The 19,945-nt window shown below is 36.8% G+C and carries 17 protein-coding genes; 3 read left to right on the top strand and 14 right to left on the bottom strand.

Annotated features, from left to right (window positions below; translation table 11 throughout):
* Positions 1-4 precede the first annotated feature (4 nt).
* The 12 genes from murC to ACN0NP_RS02870 all read right to left on the bottom strand — a co-directional run bounded on the left by murC (position 5) and on the right by ACN0NP_RS02870 (position 14,242).
* Positions 5-1,336, bottom strand: a complete 1,332-nt coding sequence (gene murC / locus ACN0NP_RS02815; RefSeq protein WP_423217518.1) for a UDP-N-acetylmuramate--L-alanine ligase — start codon at positions 1,334-1,336, stop codon at positions 5-7.
* Positions 1,337-1,371: 35 nt separating this feature from the next.
* Entirely contained in the window at positions 1,372-1,953 is a 582-nt protein-coding gene (locus ACN0NP_RS02820) for a hypothetical protein (protein WP_423217519.1), read from the bottom strand.
* A gap of 243 nt (positions 1,954-2,196) precedes the next feature.
* Complete coding sequence (locus tag ACN0NP_RS02825) at positions 2,197-5,295, bottom strand: DEAD/DEAH box helicase (protein ID WP_423217520.1); 3,099 nt, start codon at positions 5,293-5,295, stop codon at positions 2,197-2,199.
* A gap of 129 nt (positions 5,296-5,424) precedes the next feature.
* The gene (gene der / locus ACN0NP_RS02830; protein ID WP_021143005.1) at positions 5,425-6,735 is read right to left on the bottom strand and encodes a ribosome biogenesis GTPase Der; all 1,311 of its coding nucleotides are present in this window, start codon (positions 6,733-6,735) and stop codon (positions 5,425-5,427) included.
* Positions 6,736-6,869: 134 nt separating this feature from the next.
* Positions 6,870-7,772 carry a primosomal protein DnaI gene (gene dnaI / locus ACN0NP_RS02835; RefSeq protein ID WP_024343628.1) on the bottom strand — a complete coding sequence of 301 codons (903 nt, stop codon included), beginning with the start codon at positions 7,770-7,772 and terminating at the stop codon, positions 6,870-6,872.
* A 10-nt stretch (positions 7,773-7,782) separates the two neighbouring features.
* Positions 7,783-8,934, bottom strand: a complete 1,152-nt coding sequence (locus ACN0NP_RS02840) for a helicase loader (RefSeq protein ID WP_423217521.1) — start codon at positions 8,932-8,934, stop codon at positions 7,783-7,785.
* A complete protein-coding gene (nrdR, locus tag ACN0NP_RS02845) occupies positions 8,921-9,415 on the bottom strand; it encodes a transcriptional regulator NrdR (protein WP_004233042.1) in 495 nt (164 codons plus the stop codon). The genes ACN0NP_RS02840 and nrdR overlap by 14 nt, the downstream gene beginning before the upstream one ends.
* A 158-nt stretch (positions 9,416-9,573) precedes the next feature.
* A complete protein-coding gene (locus ACN0NP_RS02850; RefSeq protein WP_423217522.1) occupies positions 9,574-10,956 on the bottom strand; it encodes an ATP-binding protein in 1,383 nt (460 codons plus the stop codon).
* A gap of 104 nt (positions 10,957-11,060) precedes the next feature.
* Complete coding sequence (locus tag ACN0NP_RS02855) at positions 11,061-11,753, bottom strand: response regulator transcription factor (protein WP_021143010.1); 693 nt, start codon at positions 11,751-11,753, stop codon at positions 11,061-11,063.
* Positions 11,754-11,992: 239 nt separating this feature from the next.
* Entirely contained in the window at positions 11,993-12,526 is a 534-nt protein-coding gene (locus ACN0NP_RS02860; RefSeq protein ID WP_033153209.1) for a YceD family protein, read from the bottom strand.
* A gap of 148 nt (positions 12,527-12,674) precedes the next feature.
* Positions 12,675-13,574, bottom strand: a complete 900-nt coding sequence (htpX, locus tag ACN0NP_RS02865) for a zinc metalloprotease HtpX (RefSeq protein ID WP_024343624.1) — start codon at positions 13,572-13,574, stop codon at positions 12,675-12,677.
* A 116-nt stretch (positions 13,575-13,690) separates the two neighbouring features.
* Positions 13,691-14,242 (bottom strand): LemA family protein, encoded by a 552-nt coding sequence (locus ACN0NP_RS02870; protein ID WP_021143013.1) that lies wholly within the window; start codon positions 14,240-14,242, stop codon positions 13,691-13,693.
* 294 nt (positions 14,243-14,536) lie between these two features.
* On the opposite strand from ACN0NP_RS02870, the gene rsmG reads away from it, so the two are divergent.
* The 3 genes from rsmG (at position 14,537) to ktrA (ending at position 17,371) form a co-directional block, all read left to right on the top strand.
* Positions 14,537-15,250, top strand: coding sequence for a 16S rRNA (guanine(527)-N(7))-methyltransferase RsmG (rsmG, locus tag ACN0NP_RS02875; RefSeq protein WP_039691523.1), 714 nt, complete (start codon positions 14,537-14,539; stop codon positions 15,248-15,250).
* Positions 15,251-15,315: 65 nt separating this feature from the next.
* A complete protein-coding gene (locus tag ACN0NP_RS02880; RefSeq protein WP_074480237.1) occupies positions 15,316-16,689 on the top strand; it encodes a TrkH family potassium uptake protein in 1,374 nt (457 codons plus the stop codon).
* A 10-nt stretch (positions 16,690-16,699) separates the two neighbouring features.
* A complete protein-coding gene (gene ktrA / locus ACN0NP_RS02885) occupies positions 16,700-17,371 on the top strand; it encodes a potassium uptake transporter gating subunit KtrA (protein WP_024343620.1) in 672 nt (223 codons plus the stop codon).
* A gap of 28 nt (positions 17,372-17,399) precedes the next feature.
* Here the strand turns inward: ktrA and ACN0NP_RS02890 are convergent, their stop codons facing one another.
* Both ACN0NP_RS02890 and ACN0NP_RS02895 read right to left on the bottom strand, forming a co-directional pair.
* Complete coding sequence (locus tag ACN0NP_RS02890; RefSeq protein ID WP_039697934.1) at positions 17,400-18,230, bottom strand: energy-coupling factor transporter transmembrane component T family protein; 831 nt, start codon at positions 18,228-18,230, stop codon at positions 17,400-17,402.
* Positions 18,223-19,899: an ABC transporter ATP-binding protein gene (locus tag ACN0NP_RS02895; RefSeq protein ID WP_423217523.1), complete on the bottom strand. Its 1,677-nt coding sequence runs from the start codon at positions 19,897-19,899 to the stop codon at positions 18,223-18,225. The genes ACN0NP_RS02890 and ACN0NP_RS02895 overlap by 8 nt, the downstream gene beginning before the upstream one ends.
* Positions 19,900-19,945 lie beyond the last annotated feature (46 nt).

Raw genomic sequence — 19,945 nt, forward strand, 5'->3', positions numbered from 1 at the left:
ATCATTATTGTGTGTTGTTAGCAAGGCTTGCTAGCAGCTCTTCAAATGAACGTTCATACATTTGAATATCACCTGCTCCCATGAAGACGTAAACACCGTTGTCATGGTCAAGAAGTGGTGATACATTATCAAGGCTAATCACTTTAGCTGATTTTTTAATTTTAGCAGCTAAGTCTTCAACTTTAACATCACCATGGTCAACTTCACGTGCTGAACCATAAATTGGTGCAAGGTAAGCAGCATCTGCTTGGTTCAAAGCTTGTGCGAATTCATCCAAAAGCGCAATAGTACGTGTAAATGTGTGTGGTTGGAAGACTGCTACAATTTCTTTGCTTGGGTATTTTTGACGAGCTGCATCAAGTGTTGCAATAATTTCAGTTGGGTGGTGAGCAAAGTCGTCAATGATTGTTGTATTGTTGATTACTTTTTCAGTGAAACGACGTTTAACACCAGCAAATGTCTTCATGTGTTCTGCTACCAATTCCATATCGATACCAGCTACATAAAGGTTAGCAATGACAGCTGTCGCATTCAAAATATTGTGACGCCCAAATGCTGGAAGGTGGAATGTTCCAAGTTCTTCATCACCATGTTTTACTTTGAAAGCAGAGCCATTTGTTGTACGAACAACGTCATACGCGATGAAATCATCTGTATCGTTAAATCCATAGTAGTAAATAGCCGCATCAGAAGTAATTTTACGAAGATATGGATCATCACCGAACAAGAACAAAGCTTTTTGAACTTGTTTTGCATAGTCGTTGAATGCATCAAAGACATCATCAATGCTCTTGAAGTAGTCAGGGTGATCAAAATCAATATTTGTAATGATTGAGTATTCTGGGTGGTATGGCATGAAGTGACGTTGATATTCGTCAGATTCAAATACAAAGTAATTGCTGTTAGCTGAACCACGTCCAGTACCATCACCAATCAAATATGAAGTATCTGTAATATTTTTAAGAACATGTGCCATCAAACCTGTAGTTGATGTTTTTCCGTGCGCACCAGCTACACCAAAACTTGTGAATTGGCGCATGAAATCACCAAGGAATTCATGATAACGTTTGAATTTGAAACCATTTTTTACAGCATAGGCAATTTCAACATTGTTATCTTCACGGAAAGCATTACCGGCAATTAATTCAACATCTGATGTGATATTGTCTTCAGAAAATGGAAGGATTTCAATCCCTGCTTGTTCTAAACCACGTTGTGTGAAATAGTATTTACTAACGTCACTTCCTTGAACCTTGTGTCCCATTTGGTGTAACATCAAGGCAAGAGCACTCATACCAGATCCTTTAATTCCGATAAAATGATAGGTTTTAGACATTTTTTCTCCTCTATATATGAACTGCAACGTGCAGTTTATTTTACATCATCAAAGCGAGTCAAATTCAATTCTTGAGCAACCTTATGATCTCTTTGACTTTGCAATGCTTCCTTATTATAAATTTGACTACGTTTTAGGAAGTCATAATTGTTTTTCGTAGGTTTTTCAGTTGATGAATTATCTGGCTTTTTATAGGTTACGGGAATCTCTGCCAAGATATAATCATCTTGATGCATCTTTTCAGCAAAATGAGTCAAGTCATTTTTGGGTTTCACAGCTCGCTTAGGCAATGGCGTTTTGAGCTGTTGTTGCATAGCTGCTTTAGAAGGTTTTTTCACTTCTTTTGACAGATATGCTTGACGTTTCTTACGAATATCACGTCTAGCTTCTTCACGCGCCAACTCTGCATAAGTTTTACCTTGATTTGCTGAAGCATCATTTTTATCTTTGTCACCAAAATTGTAATCTTTAGTCACATCATCATAGTTTTTATCTCGATAATCCCCATGGATGTTGGTAATCAAATCTTCATTTTCATATAAAGCCATTACTTTAGGTGGATTGCTTATTGGTTCTCCATCTGCAACAAGCGGAAAACGTCTTTGATTTCTAATCACAAAATCACATCCTTTCTTAAAGGGTTCTATTCATCACTCACTAAGAAATATGGGGATTTTACCTTTGACAATCCCAAGTCCTAGCAACTAAATAGCATTGTCATATTGTCTAGGCTTAAACGCCTAAATCTTTTGACTTTGCTCCAACTTTGTAACATTTTTATTATAAACTAAATCAGGCTATTTTTCAAAGTTTTATAAAATAAAAGCCAGTTATCTCAAAAGGAGAAACTAGCCTTTATTTTATTGTTTCAAACCTAAGATTTCTTTGATTTCATCTATTGTCATGCTTGCACGTGTTTCATTACCGTCAAGAACCGTCGTTACAAGGTTTTTCTTACTTTCTTGCATCTCAAGAATCTTCTCTTCAATCGTACCACGAGTAATCAAACGATATACTTCGACGTTTTCTTTTTGACCAATACGGTGTGCACGGCTGATTGCCTGCATTTCGACGGCTGGATTCCACCAAAGGTCAATCAAAATAACTGTATCGGCACCAGTCAGATTGAGTCCGACTCCACCAGCTTTTAGAGAAATCAAGAAAGTATCTTTTGAGCCATTATTAAATGCTCGAGTCATTTCTTGACGCGCATCAGCTGGGGTAGACCCAGTAATCTTGTACGATGTCAAACCAAGGTCTTCGATTTCTTTTTCAGCAATATCGAGCATGCCACGAAATTGTGAAAAGATAAGAGCTCTGTGACCATTTTCTTTGATTTGAGTTAAGAGGTCACGAAGACTATCAAGTTTACCACTTTCACCGTCATAATCCATGAACAAAGCTGGTGTATCACAGATTTGGCGCAATCGAGTGATTCCTGATAAGATTTCAATCTTACGACGATTAATATCCGCATCAGACGCACTAACAATTGTTTCTTGCATTTGACGAAGCTGGGCTAGGTAAATCGCTTTTTGCTTGTGGTCTAGTTCATTTGGATAATTGATTTCAATCAAATCTGGCAATTCTGGTAACACTTCTTCTTTACGACGGCGCATGATAAATGGTTTGATAAATCGTGCCACTTGCTTAGCATCCATTTTCAAGAAATGTTTTTTATCTGGCAATAATCCTGGCAACACAATTTGGAAGATTGACCAGATTTCCAACAATTTATTTTCAATCGGTGTTCCAGAAAGAGCAAAGCAATTTTTTACTTCAAACTGACGCAAATAATGTGCAATCTTAGTCTGTGTATTTTTCATCACTTGCGCTTCATCAAGAATCAAATAATCAAAATTAAGCTTATTATATTCAGCGAAATCTTGGCGGAAAGATGAGTAACTTGTGATGACGACTTGGTGGTCTTCTGCGATAATTTCATCACGTACAGCTTTAAGTCCGTACGATACCGCAACATCAATATCAGGTGCAAAACGCGTAAACTCGTCTTTCCAGTTGTAAATCAGACTTGATGGGGACAAAACCAAAATACGAGTTTCCTGATCCAAGTGTGACGCAAGAAAAGCAATGGTTTGGAGCGTTTTTCCAAGTCCCATATCATCGGCTAAAATACCACCAAAACCATAGTGATTTAGCATTGACATCCAACGAACACCAGTCATTTGATAATCACGAAGTTGGGTTTGTAAAGGTGCCAAAGTAACTTGGAAATCTTCTGGATGTGTCAAATCATGAGCCAACTGTTCAAATTCTTTTGAGAAAGAAATACGGTCATTGCCCTTAAATAAATCAGAGATTTGGAATGCCGAAATAGCATCTAGTTGCAGATGACCATTGTCTAATTGCTTAGCACGTAAATTTTGTAAAGCGCTGCTGACACGTTGTGTCTCTTCATCAAAGACAACTAATTTACCAGCGTTATTAACAAAATACGGCTGATTTCTAAATAAAGCATCAAGCGCATCATCAATATCATTTTCAAAAACAGTTGAAAAATCAAATGAAATATCGAGTAATCCACCAGTCGTATGAATAGAGACCTGAGGTTCTTCAAATTGGCGCATATCATCTAATTCATCAGCCAAAGTCACTTGACCCAAGCGCGATAATTGCCCCAGAGTTCGTGTGAAGAAATCATATAAATCCTTATCTGCTAGCGGTGCATGATAAGACACAAATGCTGCTGAAAAACCGTTAGCCTCAAGCGTTCTAAACACTCTCTCCTCATGCTTGAAATGACTAGCAAATGGTAATTCATCAAGCTCACGTTTACTCTTGACAACAACATCAACATCACCATAATCAAAGGTAACGTGTAAAGCAACTTCGCGATATTCGTTTAATTCTAAATAAAAGGATGGTGTAAAATCACGAATGTCAAAACTTTTCGGTGCTTCAACTTTTCCAAGTTCCTTAAAATCAAGCAAGCTAGCAGCTAATTTTGCTTGGTCATCCAAGTCAAAGAACAAGTGTTTGGCTAAATCTGCTTCGATTGGCAAACTTCGAATCGCCGTTAAAATCTTTTGTTGTTTTAGATTTAAGCTGTAAATAAATCCATTTGTAAATAAATAAGCATTATTAAAGAGTGGTTGATAATCTTTTTCCGTAATAATCAACTCAATTGACTGACGATGAACGACCACTTTAAAAGAAATTAAATCTTCTAAACCATCAAGAGGTTTAAAAATCAACTGCCCATAACTTTGATGATTATGTTCAAATGAAAAATCATAAAGTTCGTTAAAGAGATTAACACCTTCTTCAAACATTCCACTCGTTAAGGATAAATTACGAGCGTGATTCGGCAAAATATAATCAATATCCAAGTGATCGCCATCTGGCAACACGCGCCACAAAAAACGAATCAATTCTTGACTTGCTTCATCAAATTGGATTAGTGATAAAGGTTCAAAATAATTTTTTCCAATCTGATAATAACCTTCATTTCTGACAACCGTTAGGAAAGCTTTGATGTCTCGGACAACATAAGCACGCTCATCTGGCAAACGATTGATTTTTAGTGTCCACCAGTAATCTGATGAATATGGACTCTGGCTCCCATAAGCTGCCAAACGGTATTTTGTTGTGTCATCATCATTAATCACTAAACCATCAAGAAAAACACTACCAAAAGACGTATTCTTTTTGGTTTCTTGCTGATTTTCCTGATGTGAGCTTAGCTCATCTGATAACTCTTTTCCTTCAGTATTATTTTTTAGATAGTATTCTACTGCCGCTAGATGTTCACAGTATTTTTTCTTAGCAAAAAAATCACAATCGCATCGAACTTGTTCATCTTCTAAAGAGTATTGAAGATGATGTTTATCCACTTTTGCCTGAATTAAATCTTCTCTTGTACTGATAATGTCAACCAAACCTTGTTCGTAAAGTTCTATACCTTGATTGCGAATTCGACCTGGAATCATTCTACCCAATCTAAGCCACCACCTTTTTCCTTATCATTTAATTATATCAAATTCAGCCCTCTTTAGCTTAGAAAAATGGTTATTCGATTTTATTTTTTTAAAGGCACCAAAAAAAGCACCCTAATGGGTGCTTTCTTCTTATTTACGTTTGCGGGCAATCAAGTTGATTGGTGTTCCTTCGAAACCGAAAGCAGCACGGATTTGATTTTCCAAGAAACGCATGTATGAGAAGTGCATAAGCTCTTCTTCGTTAACAAAGATAACAAACGTTGGTGGTTTAACGGCAACTTGTGTTCCGTAGAAGATTTTCAAACGTTTACCTTTGTCAGTTGGTGTTGGGTTGATAGCAATAGCATCCATGATAACATCGTTAAGAACAGCTGATGGAATACGTTTATTTTGGCTTTCGCTGATTTTCTTAATCATTTCAGGCAATTTGTTCAAACGTTGTTTTGTAGCAGCTGATACAAAGATGATTGGAGCGTATGACAAGAATTGGAATTGATCACGAATGTCTTCTTCCCATTTTGCAACAGTGTGATTATTTTTCTCGATAGTATCCCATTTATTAACAACAATGATGATACCTTTACCAGCTTCATGAGCAAATCCTGCAATACGTTTATCGTATTCACGGATTCCTTCTTCGGCATTGATAACCATAAGAACGATATCTGAACGGTCGATGGCACGCATTGAACGCATCACTGAGTATTTTTCAGTATTTTCGTAAACTTTACCAGATTTACGCATACCAGCCGTGTCAATCATTGTGTACTCTTGACCTTCGCTGTCAGTAAAGTTTGTATCGATGGCATCACGTGTTGTACCAGCGATTGGGCTTGCGATAACACGTTCTTCACCAAGAATAGCGTTAATCAAGCTTGATTTACCAACGTTTGGACGTCCAATCAAACTAAACTTGATGATATCTGGATTTTCGTCTTCTTCTTCGACTGGAAGATTTTCAACAATAGCATCCAAAACATCCCCTGTACCAATCCCGTGAACCGATGATACTGGATATGGATCACCAAGACCAAGAGAATAGAAATCGTAAATATCACTACGCATTTCAGGGTTATCAACTTTGTTGACAACTAAAATGACTGGTTTGTTTGTACGATACAAAATTTTTGAAACATATTCATCTGCGTCTGTCACACCTTCTTTACCAGAAACAACAAACACGATAACATCTGCTTCTGTCATAGCGATATCAGCTTGATGTTTGATTTGTTCCATAAATGGAGCATCAACATCATCAATACCACCAGTATCAATCAATGAAAACTTACGGTTAAGCCATTCACCTGTTGTATAGATACGGTCACGAGTAACCCCCTCGACATCTTCAACAATTGAAATACGCTCACCTGCGATACGGTTAAATAAAGTCGATTTGCCGACGTTTGGACGTCCGACAATAGCAACTGTAGGTAAAGCCATAATTCTTAATACCTATTCGTTAAAATAGCTAGACTATTTTAAGTGGTTTGTCACCACACGAAAACACCATTAGATGCTTCGCCGATTCCTTTCACATTCTTTTATCTATTTATCACTTTTAATGATTACAATAATTAACGTCGATTTTCACCTTGTAGATGAATTTCTCGAGCCAAATAACGGATACGTTCCATCACACGCTTAGCCTGCCAAGTTTCATCGCCTGAACGTGAGATAGCAAAATGTTCTTCCAAGCCTTTAAAGTCAAGGTTTGACGTAAAGAAGGTCAACAAATTTTCTTGCATACGATATTGCAAAATTACCTGAAGCACATCATCGCGAATCCATGAACTTTGTTGTTCAGCGCCGATATCATCCAAAACCAAGATTTCAGATTGCTTGATTTGGTCAATCTGCTCTTTCACCGTTCCTGTATTGATTGCATTTTTAATATCAACACAGAAAGTTGGAAAATGCAGCAAAGTTGTTGATTTGCCATACTTAGCTGACAAGCGATTTGCCAAATAAGCCATCAAGTACGATTTACCGACACCAAAAGTTCCAAAAACGTAGAGCCCTTTTTGCGGTTTATTCTCAAGATTTTTAATATAATCATTCAAATAATTATAAATCTCAATACGATTAGGGTCCCCAAGGTCGATATCGTCAGTCGAAATATGCTTAAGACTTGTTGGCAAGCCAATCAAAGTCACACGATTTTTGATATCTTGACGTTTTTTAGCCTCAACCAATTCACGAGTTTCCAAATAAATGACATCAGCATAACCTTCGTTCATGCTAAGAGCTGGTTTATAACCTTTTGCCACGTAAGATGCATCTTGATTTTGAAACTTCTCACGTTCAACCATGAACTGATTGAATTTTGGAAGGCTTCGGTTAATTTGCTCTTGAGTCAAGCCATTTGACGTGATAAAATCAGCAATTTCCTTATCCGCTAAAATAGCTTGAGTCAATTTATTAAGATCCGTACGACTTTGGCGAAGCTGTTTAGCCAAGGTTTGTCCGATTTTTTCCATCACTCACTCCTTAATCTTCTAACATGCTACGCTTAAGCTCTTCAAGTTTTGCTTTTTCTTCAGCTGTCGCAACATGTTTGTATTCTTTAGCTGTCCACTCTGGAACATTAGTCTTAGCTACTTTTGGTTTAGCTTTGCGCTCTTTGTTACGCTGTGCAAAACTACGCATTTTTAGAACAGCAGCTTCAGCTGTCGCAACCTTCTGATATGCAAAATCATTTGCCACTTTCATGATGTAAGGCTTATTGATGTTAGCTGATTGCGTCTTATTTAACGTGTATAGCACCATCACATTAATAACTTCATCTAAGAAATTCATGTTAGCCAATTCTTCCAGCAATTTTCGTTCGCTTTCAGTAACCACCGCACGTTTTGGTGCTTTGATTTTTTCAAGAAACTCTCTAGCAGAAGTTTTCTTAGCTTCACGAATGATGACCTGTTCTTTGGCATCAAATTGTTCGTTGGTTTGATTAGAGCCAGTTTTTTTCTGCTCAAGCTGTACAGTCATACGTTTAGGTGAAATTACCCCATTAATCGCTGTACTTTTGGCTAAGTTGTAAGTATCAAACCAATTCATTGTGTATTTATCAGCTAAGCTATAAATCATCACAACGTCATTTTTCTCGTCTTTAAAGCGTAAGCCATCACGTAGCATCAAACGCTCAAAGCTGTCTAAATCAAAATGATTTTTTGAAACCTGCTTAGGCACACTTGGATTTTCATCCACTGAAAAAATATCAGAGAATTTTTTAGACAAGTCACGCGCCCCATCAGGCAAAACAATATCTAGTTCAGCAACCGCAACCTCACCAATTTTTTGCTCTAGCAAACGACGATAAATCGGATTTGCCAGAAAAATTTCGCGAGTCAAGGCAGGTTGAAGTTTCAAAACATAAGCATCACGTGTTTGATATAAAACCAACAAATCGACGGCTGTCAAAATAGCAAAAGCTTCTTCAACTTCTTGCATGTTAAGCTGTAAGTGGTTAAGAATTTCACTAAACTTGTGACGTTTAACCCCATCATCGAAGAAAGCTAAAAGATAATCATACAACAAAACCGCATGATTACCAATCACTGGATGATAAAGCTGAGTCAGACTATCAGAATCCAGCAAAATCTTATTATTTTTTACATAAGAAAATTCATCAATCGGTCTCATTTAGCTTACTTCTTTTCTTCTTGCTGCGAACACGACTAGTAATCTGCTGAAGAAGTTCTTCGATTTCATCAACGTCTTTAAATGATTTATAGACTGAAGCAAAACGAACATAAGTAATTTCGTCAAGTTCAGCTAACTCATCCATAACAAGATTACCAATCACAGTACTTGGAACTTCACTTTCGTATTCACTACGAATTTTTTGCTCAATACGTGCCACAACTTGTTCAATATCATCACTTGATACTGGACGTTTTTGCGCACTTTGAAAAATACCATTTAGAATTTTTTCTCGAGAAAATTGTTCACGCGTTCCATCTTTTTTTATCACTAACAAGGGTAGTTCTTCAACGCGTTCAAAGGTTGTGAATCGCGCATGACAATTTTCGCATTCTCGACGTCGTCTGATAGTATTTCCGTCTTCAGCTTGACGGCTATCAATAACGCTCGATTTATTATAATTACATTTTGGACAACGCATGCAAACACCCCATTCTACCAATTATTCTAATACTTTATTTTACCATAATATCAATCATTATGAAAGTCATACCAGCCTAAGCTGGCTAGCTGTTGTCATCCCTTTTCTAACAAAATATTTCTCATACTTCATTAGAAAAACGAACAGACCGAGAAAGCTCAGTCTGTCTTTTTAATTTTTTCTGTCGTAACAAGTGGAATGATTAAAGTAAACTCAGTTCCCTCATCAACAACACTGCTGACGCTAACTTTGAGTTCATAAGCATCCACAATTTGCTTAAGAATGGCTAAACCAATCCCAAGCCCACCTTGTGTCGAAACACGGTTACGTGACTTATCAGTGCGATAGAATCGTTCAAAGATATGATTAAGGTCATCTTGTGAAATTCCCTCACCTTCATCACGAACTTTTACAATCGCATTATCTCCTAAAACATCCAAAGTCACATGAATATTTCTACTACCTGAAGAATATTTTACGCCATTATCAATCAAGATTAAAATAGCCTGTTCAAAATGATGCTTGTAAATCTCTGCATAAATACAATCTTCAACCGTTGAAACGAGTGAAAAACGGAAATCAGGATACAGAATGCGGAAATTTCCTAAAACAAGGTCAATGGATTGTTTTAAATCTGTAACCTCTCCCTTATGAAGATCAAAACTTCCTTGAACACGAATCATATCTAGCATGTCATTTACCATAATTGACATGCGATCCGCCTCATGATAAGCGGCATCAAGACTCTCGCATAAAACTTCTGGGTCATCTTTTCCCCAGCGCTGCAACAAGCCTAAATGCCCCTTGATGACAGCAATCGGTGTGCGCAATTCATGGCTAACATCACTAACAAAGCGTGTTTGCCGCTTAGCAAATCCCTCAATTTGCTCTAAAACGCTATCAAAAGTTTGTGACAAATCTTCAATTTCATCACCAGATTGAATATCCGAACGTAAATCTAATTCACTTGGACTTTCAGCGAGTTTATCAACAAATGTTTGAAAGTCACGAAGTGGCCTCAACGTCCTATGCGATACCGCAAGAACTAAATAAAAAATCACACAAGCTTCGACAAGTTCACATAGCAAAGCAATCACTACAAAAGTATGACGCGCCATAAAATACGAAGCAATACTTTGGTAGACGGTTACGTAACCAATAACTTTTCGACTATCTTTAGAATAAATTTTTTCACTCTGGTAAAAACCAGTAAAAGCTGGCGAACGGTACATCACCGTTTCACCAACTTTTCCAATTTTCATTGTCGATAGTACTTTATCGGTTGTCAAAACTAATTGTTTATCTTTATTAAAGACAGAAACTTCTTGATTATCAAAAATCAATTCATCAATGCCGCCTTGCCTATCAAGAATATACTTCTTATCGTCATTTTCGATAAGCGAGCCTGAAGCACCATATTGATTCAACAAATCTAATAACTTCTCTTGCGAAAGAGAAGTTTCTTTAGATAAAAATTCACGAACAACTTCTGTGGATTGCTCGGTGTTATAACGATCTTTTGAAAGAAAAATTCGTGTCACACCAAAATAAATAACTAAGTTAAAAGCTGATAAAATCAACAAAACCCACAGAAAAGTTTTTACTGAAATTTTTTTAGATAATGACTTTTTAAAGCACTTTATCATTATTTTTCTCGAATAATATAACCCATTCCACGAACAGTTTGGATATATGATTCTTTACCAGGAATATCAATTTTTCCACGAAGATAACGGATGTAAACATCCACTACGTTTGTTTCGATATCAGTATCATAACGCCAAACACTTGCAAGTAATTCTTCACGTGTCATCACTCGGTTAACGTTTGAAAGAAGAACACTTAACAAATCATATTCGCGTTTTGTTAATGAAATTTCATCGTCTCCACGAACTGCAGAACGATTTTGTGGATTGAGCCGAAGACCAAGCAACCCCTCTTTAGCTTGACCTTCTTTATCATGTTTTGAATTAGCTTCTTGACGACGGAACACTGCACGCACACGCGCTAATAGTTCTTCAATAGCAAATGGTTTTACGATGTAATCATCTGCGCCACGATCAAGACCAGCAACGATATCCATGATTGAATCACGAGCTGTCATCATGATAATTGAAGTTTCTTTTTCCAAACGAAGACGACGTGTAATTTCGAATCCATCCATATCAGGCAACATCAAGTCCAACAGGATCAAATCAAAATCATCATCTAAAGCCGTTTGTAAACCTAAACGTCCATTTGTCTCAACAACTACTGAATACCCTTCGTGTTGTAACTCCAAAGACACGAAGCGTGCAAGATTTTTTTCATCCTCAATAATTAAAATCTTTTTACTCATTGTCACCAACCTTTTATTTAATGTAAAGATTATAAAATCTAATTATTTGCCTAGTACACAACCCTAATTATCGCTTTAATTTTCATTCCAATCATGAGAAAAATCCATCCATCACTCTATCCCTTTTTAATCTCTTTCTCAGAAATGACTCTTCAGCCAAGTATACTATAGTGCCCTAAAAGTATATCAAAGTGTAGGCGATAATTCAAGAAAATTTTATCTATTTAATGTAAATTATATTAATCTTCAAATAGGCCATTTAAAGCTGAAAATGGGTTGTTTTCTTTTTTCTTTTCATTTTGCAATGCTTCGTACTGATCTTCTGTCATGACAGACCAATTTTGCCCTGAAGGCATGTCTTCTGATTGACGTTCTTCATCACTTAATACTTGCATTGGAATTGTCAAAAGAATGTTGTCAACCGCACTTTCTTCCAAATCGATAAAATCATTTTCTAATACTAAAGCAAGATTTTCTTTGACTAAGTCTTCTTTAGCATGAAGGTCCGCAGACTCAACAAAAACTTCCGTTACATCCTCAATTTGATGCACATCGACAGGTTTCATTGAACGGCTAGATGGTAGTGTAATAGTATAATCCAAACGATAGTTTAACAAGTACAATCCGTCATCATATGTCACAAGACCATTAACAAGTACTTCTTTGACGTCTAGAACTTCACTTGAACGTTGCATTAATGTTTCTTTAATATTCAAAGATTCATTAAAAGCAATTCCTTCAGCATTTTTCTTTATTTCTGAAATAGCAATCATTAATAATTTACCTCTTTTAAAATTTCCTTACCATTATACCAACTTTTCTAGTTCTTGTCTTTATGATATTGATGTCAAATCTATTACAAGAAAATTCTTTTTTGATTATCATAAAAAAAGCTCACATCAAATGTGAACTTTTAATTTTTTACATATGGCGAAGTCGGTCAATACGATCTGAAATTGAAGGATGAGTATTAAACAAAGAACTAAATCGCTCACCCTTTTTCAAAGGATCATTAATGTATAGCGCGGCACTCGCTTGATCTACTGGGTGATGCATTGGGGAAGACTGTTCAAGTTTTTGCAAAGCTTTAATCATACCTTCAGGATTGCGTGTCAATTCTACTGAGCTTGCGTCAGCTAAAAATTCACGTTGTCTTGAAATTGCCAACTGAACCAATGTCGCAGCAAGCGGTGCTAGAATAAGAGAAATTAATGATAAAATCAAAATGATAATACCAAGTGCACCTTCATCACGGTCATCAGAACGGCGGCGACTACCACCACCAAACCACATCATACGACTACCAAAACTTGCAATCATTGTAATAGCACTAGCAAGTGCAACAGCAATCGTTGAGATGCGAATATCATAGTTTCGAATGTGGCTAACCTCATGCCCAATAACGCCCTCTAACTCTTCACGGTTCATAAGTTTTAGTAAACCTGTAGTTGCCGCTACTGCTGCGTTTTCTGGGCTTGAACCTGTCGCAAAAGCATTAAGCGAATCGTCTTCAACAATGAAAACTCGTGGCATAGGAATTTGAGCAACCATAGCCATATCCTCAACAATGTGATAGAGTTGTGGCGCTTCTGCTTCACTGACTTCACGAGCATTGTTCATTGACATGACAACATTTGTTGATTGGAAAATCATACTTCCTGCATAAATGCCACCAATAATCAGGGCAATGACAACTCCAAATCCTAGACTGTCCAACCATAGATATCCTACCGCTGCTCCAATAGCAGCTAACAACATAAAGAATACAAATAGCAAAACAACCGTCTTACGTTTATTGCTAGCAATTTGATCATATAACATCATTTTCTATATAAACGAAAGAGTCTCTTCTAGTTAATTGACGACCTAAAGAGACTCCTTATTTTCCTTTCTTTTTAAGATGACTGTCTTAAAAATTTTTCTAAAACTCGAATTGATTAAAAATCAAATGACACTTTTGGTACTTCTTTTTCTTCTTCTGGAGTTTCCAAGAATTGACTTGGTTTAAATCCAAAAAGACCTGCAACAATATTTGTTGGGAATGTTTCTAGTTTCACATTGTAGTTTGCTGTAGTTGTGTTGAACAATTGACGTGAATAAGAAATTTTATTTTCAGTATTTGTCAATTCATCTTGTAATTTAACAAAGCTATTATTTGCTTTAAGTTCAGGATAATTTTCAGCAACTGCAATCAAGCTTGACAATTGTTTTGTAAGAGCATTTGAAGCATGCATTGCTTCCGCTGGTGTTTGAGCTTGTGCAACTTGGCTACGCAATTCAGTGATTTTAGCAAATGTTTTTTCTTCATAAGCTGCGTATCCTTTAACAGTTTCAATCAAGTTTGGGATAAGGTCATTACGACGTTTCAATTGAACATCGATTTGACTCCAAGATTCTTTGGTTTGCATACGACTTTTAACAAGTCCATTGTAAGCAGCAACTACCCAAAGTACTAAAACAGCAACAATTGCAATAATAACGAAAATCATAAATTCCTCCTTGGGTATCTGATACCCTTCCTAAAAAATCCAGCTTTCTAACTCCAATACTCTTGGCAAAAAGCTTCTTGCGAAAACAATCGATATTTTCTTGCTTTCATTATATCAATTTTCAAGTAATTCTAAAAGAAAATACCATAAATAAAGACAAAAACTCCCTTTTATCGAACAGTCAATGAATGTCACTCCTAGTTTTTTTATGGTAAAATAAGATGATATATATTGGATTGAAAGGATCATTAGAGAAAGTGATTTTAACATAATCAGTTTCTTTAACTTAATAATATGACACCTGAAGAATTTTATGACAGACTTGCTAAGCAAGGATTTGACTTATCGGACACTCAAAAAAAACAATTTGAGCGCTATTTTGAACTGTTAGTCGAATGGAATCAAAAAATCAACTTGACTGCCATCACTGATAAAGAAGGCGTCTACCTTAAACATTTCTACGATTCTATCGCACCAGTTCTTCAAGGCAAAATTACAAATCAAGAGCTTCGTCTCTTAGATATCGGAGCTGGAGCTGGTTTTCCAAGTATTCCGATTAAAATCTTGTGCCCTGATATCGATGTAACTATCATTGATTCGCTTAACAAACGTATCAACTTCCTTAACTTGTTGGCGGAAGAACTTGGTCTTGATGGCGTTCATTTTTACCATGGACGTGCTGAAGATTATGGACAAGACAAAGCTTTCCGCGCTAGCTATGACATCGTCACTGCACGCGCCGTTGCCCGCTTACAAGTTCTTACAGAATTGACAATTCCATTCTTAAAAGTCGGCGGACAATTGATTGCTCTTAAAGCTTCTGCTGCTGAAGAAGAATTGGCTGACGCAAAAAATGCCATGTCTGTACTCTTTTCAAAACTTGTTGAAAACTATCATTACGAGTTACCAAACGGTGACAGTCGTCAAATTACAATTCTTGAAAAGAAAAAAGAAACACCAAATAAATACCCACGTAAAGCTGGCATGCCAAATAAAAAACCTCTTTAATGGGCTAATAGTGACAATAAGTGGCTCTAGCAGCCACTTAATTGCTATAAGAAAGGGATGTTCATTTGACTAGATTTTTAAAACGGCTATCTGGTACCCAACGTTTAACCGTTAGCTTTCTAATTGTAATCTTCATAGGAAGTATCTTACTATCACTTCCAATAACGCATTATCAAAATGCACCAGCAACAAACTATCTTGACCACTTATTTACCGTGGTATCAATGGTCTGTGTGACTGGGCTTTCTGTCTTTCCTGTTGCTGAGGTCTACAACGGTCTTGGACAAGTGATTTCTGTTATCTTAATGCAAATCGGTGGTCTTGGACTTGTCACCTTGATTGCGGTTAGTACATATTTACTCAGACGACGCATGAATCTATCGAGCCAAAATATCTTGCAATCAGCTCTAAGTTATGACAACAGCGGTCACTTAAAACGCTATCTATTCAACGTTTATAAAATAACGTTCATCATTGAATCTTTGATTGCGATTTTATTTCTTATTGACTTTATTCCAAGATTTGGCGTGAGTCATGGTATTTTCAATGCTATCTTTTTAGCAGTTTCTGCTTTTTGTAATGCCGGTTTTGATAACCTTGGTGGAGATAGTCTAAAACCATTTGTCTTAAATCCGCTACTCAATCTCCTCTTTATGATTTTGATTGTCTCTGGAGGAATCGGGTTTGCAGTCTGGGTTGATATCAAACGCGCCATTAAGGCATTCCTAGCAGATAGACCTTACCGTCTAAAAACATTCACTCGCAAATTAAGCAACCAAACACGCTTAGTACTTGACACAACAGCGGTGATTTTAATACTAGGAACGGCTATAACTTGGCTTTTGGAAGCTAACAATCCTAAAACAATTGGATTGTACAATCCTTTCCAACAATTTATGGTCAGCTTATTTCAAACAGTCACAATGAGAACAGCTGGTTTTGCAACAATTTCATATCTTGATACACATACAGCAACCAACATTCTCTACATGATTCAGATGATTATCGGTGGAGCTCCTGGTGGTACCGCTGGTGGGGTAAAAGTTACAACAGTTGCAATTACTTTCTTACTCTTTAAATCAGAACTTGCTGGTCAGAGCGAGGTTACCTATCACCACCGCATCATTGCAAATAAAGTTATCAAACAAACGTTAACAGTGCTTATCTTCTTCTTTTCAATTTTAATTGTTGGCTATATCCTTCTTCTTCAATTTGAACCGCACCACGACCCAATTGCGCTGCTTTTTGAAGCCGTATCTGCCATTGCTACCGTCGGTGTTTCCATGGATTTAACGCCTCAATTATCAACTTCAGGAAGACTCGTCATCATGGCATTGATGTTCATTGGACGTGTCGGACCATTGACAGTTCTTCTTAGCCTTCTTCAAAAGAAAGAAAAAGAAATTCAATACGCACAAACAAATATCACAGTAGGTTAGAGGAATTAAAATGAGAAAAAAAATAATTGGTGTTCTTGGACTTGGTATCTTTGGACGAAATGTTGCCAAAGAGCTCAGCAAATTTGACCAAGATGTCATTGCTATCGACATTAACGAAAATCTTGTTCAAAATGTATCCGACGTTGTTAAAAAAGCTGCTGTCGGTGACATCACAGATATTGACTTTTTAAAAGCACTTGGCATCGGTCAATGTGATACTGTCGTTGTCGCAACAGGTAACAATCTAGAATCTTCTGTTCTTGCCGTTATGCACTGTAAAAAACTCGGCGTTAAAAATATTATCGCCAAAGCTAAAACAAAAACTTACGAAGAAGTGCTTTATGGCATCGGTGCAAGCAAAGTTATCATGCCAGAACGCGATTCTGGTAAACGCGTTGCTTCTAACATGCTTCGCCACCACATCGATAACATCGTTCACTTAGAAGAAAAATTAGCTATGGTTGAATTTTCAATTCCAGATTCTTGGGTTGGGAAAAATCTTATCCAACTCGATGTCCGAAATAAATTCGAAATCAACATTATCGGTATCCGCAAGAAAAATCCTTCAGTTATCGATACGCACATTGATCCAAACAAACCTTTCGAAGCTGATATCGAAATCATTGCCATCGCAAGTGATGACACCTTTGAAAAATTCGATTACCTTGGCTATTTGAAATAAAAAAAGGCTCTTTATAAAGAGCCTTTTTTTATTGCCATGGATTGTAAAAACGTCCATGATTCCATTCAAATAGTAAAACTGTGATAAGAACAAGTATAACAGATACAGTGATTGTCAAAATATCTGCCACTGTGAAATTTTTATAAGTGTACCAAGTACGCTTTTTATTTTTCCCAAAACGTCGTAATTCCATCGCCGTTGAGACCGTATCAATTCGCTCTAAAGAACTAAAAATCAACGGAATGATAATCTGAAGATTACCTTTGACACGCTTCATCAACTTTTCTTTTTGGGACAATTCAAGACCACGCGCTTCTTGTGACATTCGAATCATGTAAAATTCTTCCTGAACATCTGGAATATAGCGCAATGTCAAACTTACCGCATAAGCAACCTTGTAAGGCACACCAATTTGATTAAGACTTGAAGCAAATTGACTAGGGTGCGTCGTCATGAGAAATAGCACAGCTAAAGGTACTGTACAAAAATATTTCAAAGCTAGATTAAACAAATAAAATAATTCTTGGCTTGTCAGATAAAAACGACCGTAACCTTGCCACAAAACCGTTTTAGCACCGTAAATGTGCTCACCATAACTTGGTTCAAACACATAAACCATCAAAACATTTAAAAGTGCAAAAAAGCCAATAAACTTGATAACAAACGAAATTTGTTTCCAACGAATATCTGCCATTTTGAACAAGATAAGCGATGACAAACCAACAACAGCAATCAATCGTGTATCATAGGTCGTCATACAAGCCACTGAAACCAAAATAAAGAAGATTAATTTGCTGGCGCCAGATAATTGATACAAGAACCCTCGCCCACTTTGATAACCAATAAAATGATTAGCCACGGCATCCTCCTTGTTGCTTAATGTAGTAATGTGTCAAATCAATTGGATTGATTCCTAATTTCTCCGCCAAATCAAATAGACTTGTCTTTTTCAGATTAGCTCTATCCAAAATATCAACCTGACTAAATAAATCAACCGGTGTGCAGTCTGCGATAATCTCGCCGTCACTAATCACAATACTGCGATCAGAATACTCGAGCATCAGCTGCATATCATGTGTAATCATAATAATCGTGTGGCCTGCTTTGTTTAACTGATTGAGGAAAGTCATGATTTCTGTATAGTGCTTCTTATCTTGCCCTGCTGTTGGCTCATCAAGTAAGATGATTTCAGGATTCATAACTAAAACTGAAGCAATCGTAACACGTTTCTTCTGACCAAAAGAAAGAGCTGAAATTGGCCAATTACGGAATTCGTACAAACCACACACTTTCAAAGTCTCTAAAACACGTTGTTCAATTTCTTGCTCACTGATACCTCGCAAACGAAGACCAAGCGCAACTTCATCAAAAATCATCGTCTGACTAATCATTTGATTTGGATTTTGAAGAACGTAGCCAATCTTCTCAGCACGTTCTTTAATTGAGTCACTCATGATAGAATTCCCTTGGTAGAGAATCTCACCGTCTGGTCTGATGAATTGGCACAAGGCTTTCGCTAGGGTTGATTTTCCTGCACCATTTTTTCCAACAATGGCAATGCGTTCACCCTTATGAACAGCAAAACTAATATCGTTTAAAATCTTCTTGCCGTCATCATATGAAAATTCAAGATGATTAGCCTCTAAAATATTTTCCTTTTGAACAACGTCACTAGATTGACTCAAGCCTTTTATTGTAATATCTGACAAATCTAGTTGATTAATGTCTGATAAATGCTCCGCATTTGTCACATCAACGTTTAAATTTTTTAAAGCTGTGATATAAAGTGGTTCACGGATGCCATTTTCAACTAGCAGCTCACTCTTTAACAACTCATCTGGCTGACCGTCAAATACAATACGACCATCATTGACTAAAACAACTTTATCCACATGACGATAAAGCACATCTTCCAAGCGGTGCTCGATAATAATCGTCGTTGTCTTGCCTTCTTGGTGGATGCGATCAATCAATTCAATCGTTTCTTGTCCTGATTTTGGATCAAGATTAGCGAGTGGCTCATCAAAAAGTAAGATTGGACTTTCGTCAATCAAAACACCTGCCAAACTCACTCGCTGCTTTTGACCACCTGATAAATCCTGCGGACGGTTATTTAAGAATGTCTTCAAATCAAGCTTATCAGCCCAATAATCAACTTTTTCTCGCATTTTCTTCAGAGGAAGGCAGTCATTTTCAAGTGCAAATGCCAAATCTTCAGCTACAGTTAACCCGATAAACTGTCCATCTGGATCCTGCAAAACTGTAGAAACCAAATGTGATTTATCATAAATGGACAAATCAAAAGCATCCTTACCTGCGATGGTAAATTGCCCAGTTTTTTCACCATGATGAATATTTGGAATAATACCGTTGAGACATTGCCCGATAGTTGACTTTCCAGAGCCTGATGGACCGACAATTAAGACTTTTTGTCCTCTCTCAATGGTTAAATTAAGATACTTTAGCGTCGGCTCTGCTTGAGCATCATATTTAAAAGTGAAATCCTTAAATTCAATAAGGGGTTTCATAACGTTTCTCCTAAAAAATGATTAAGAGTAGGACAAACTTGTCATC

This window comes from Streptococcus equinus (assembly GCF_049393805.1).
In the GTDB taxonomy this organism is placed as follows: domain Bacteria; phylum Bacillota; class Bacilli; order Lactobacillales; family Streptococcaceae; genus Streptococcus; species Streptococcus equinus.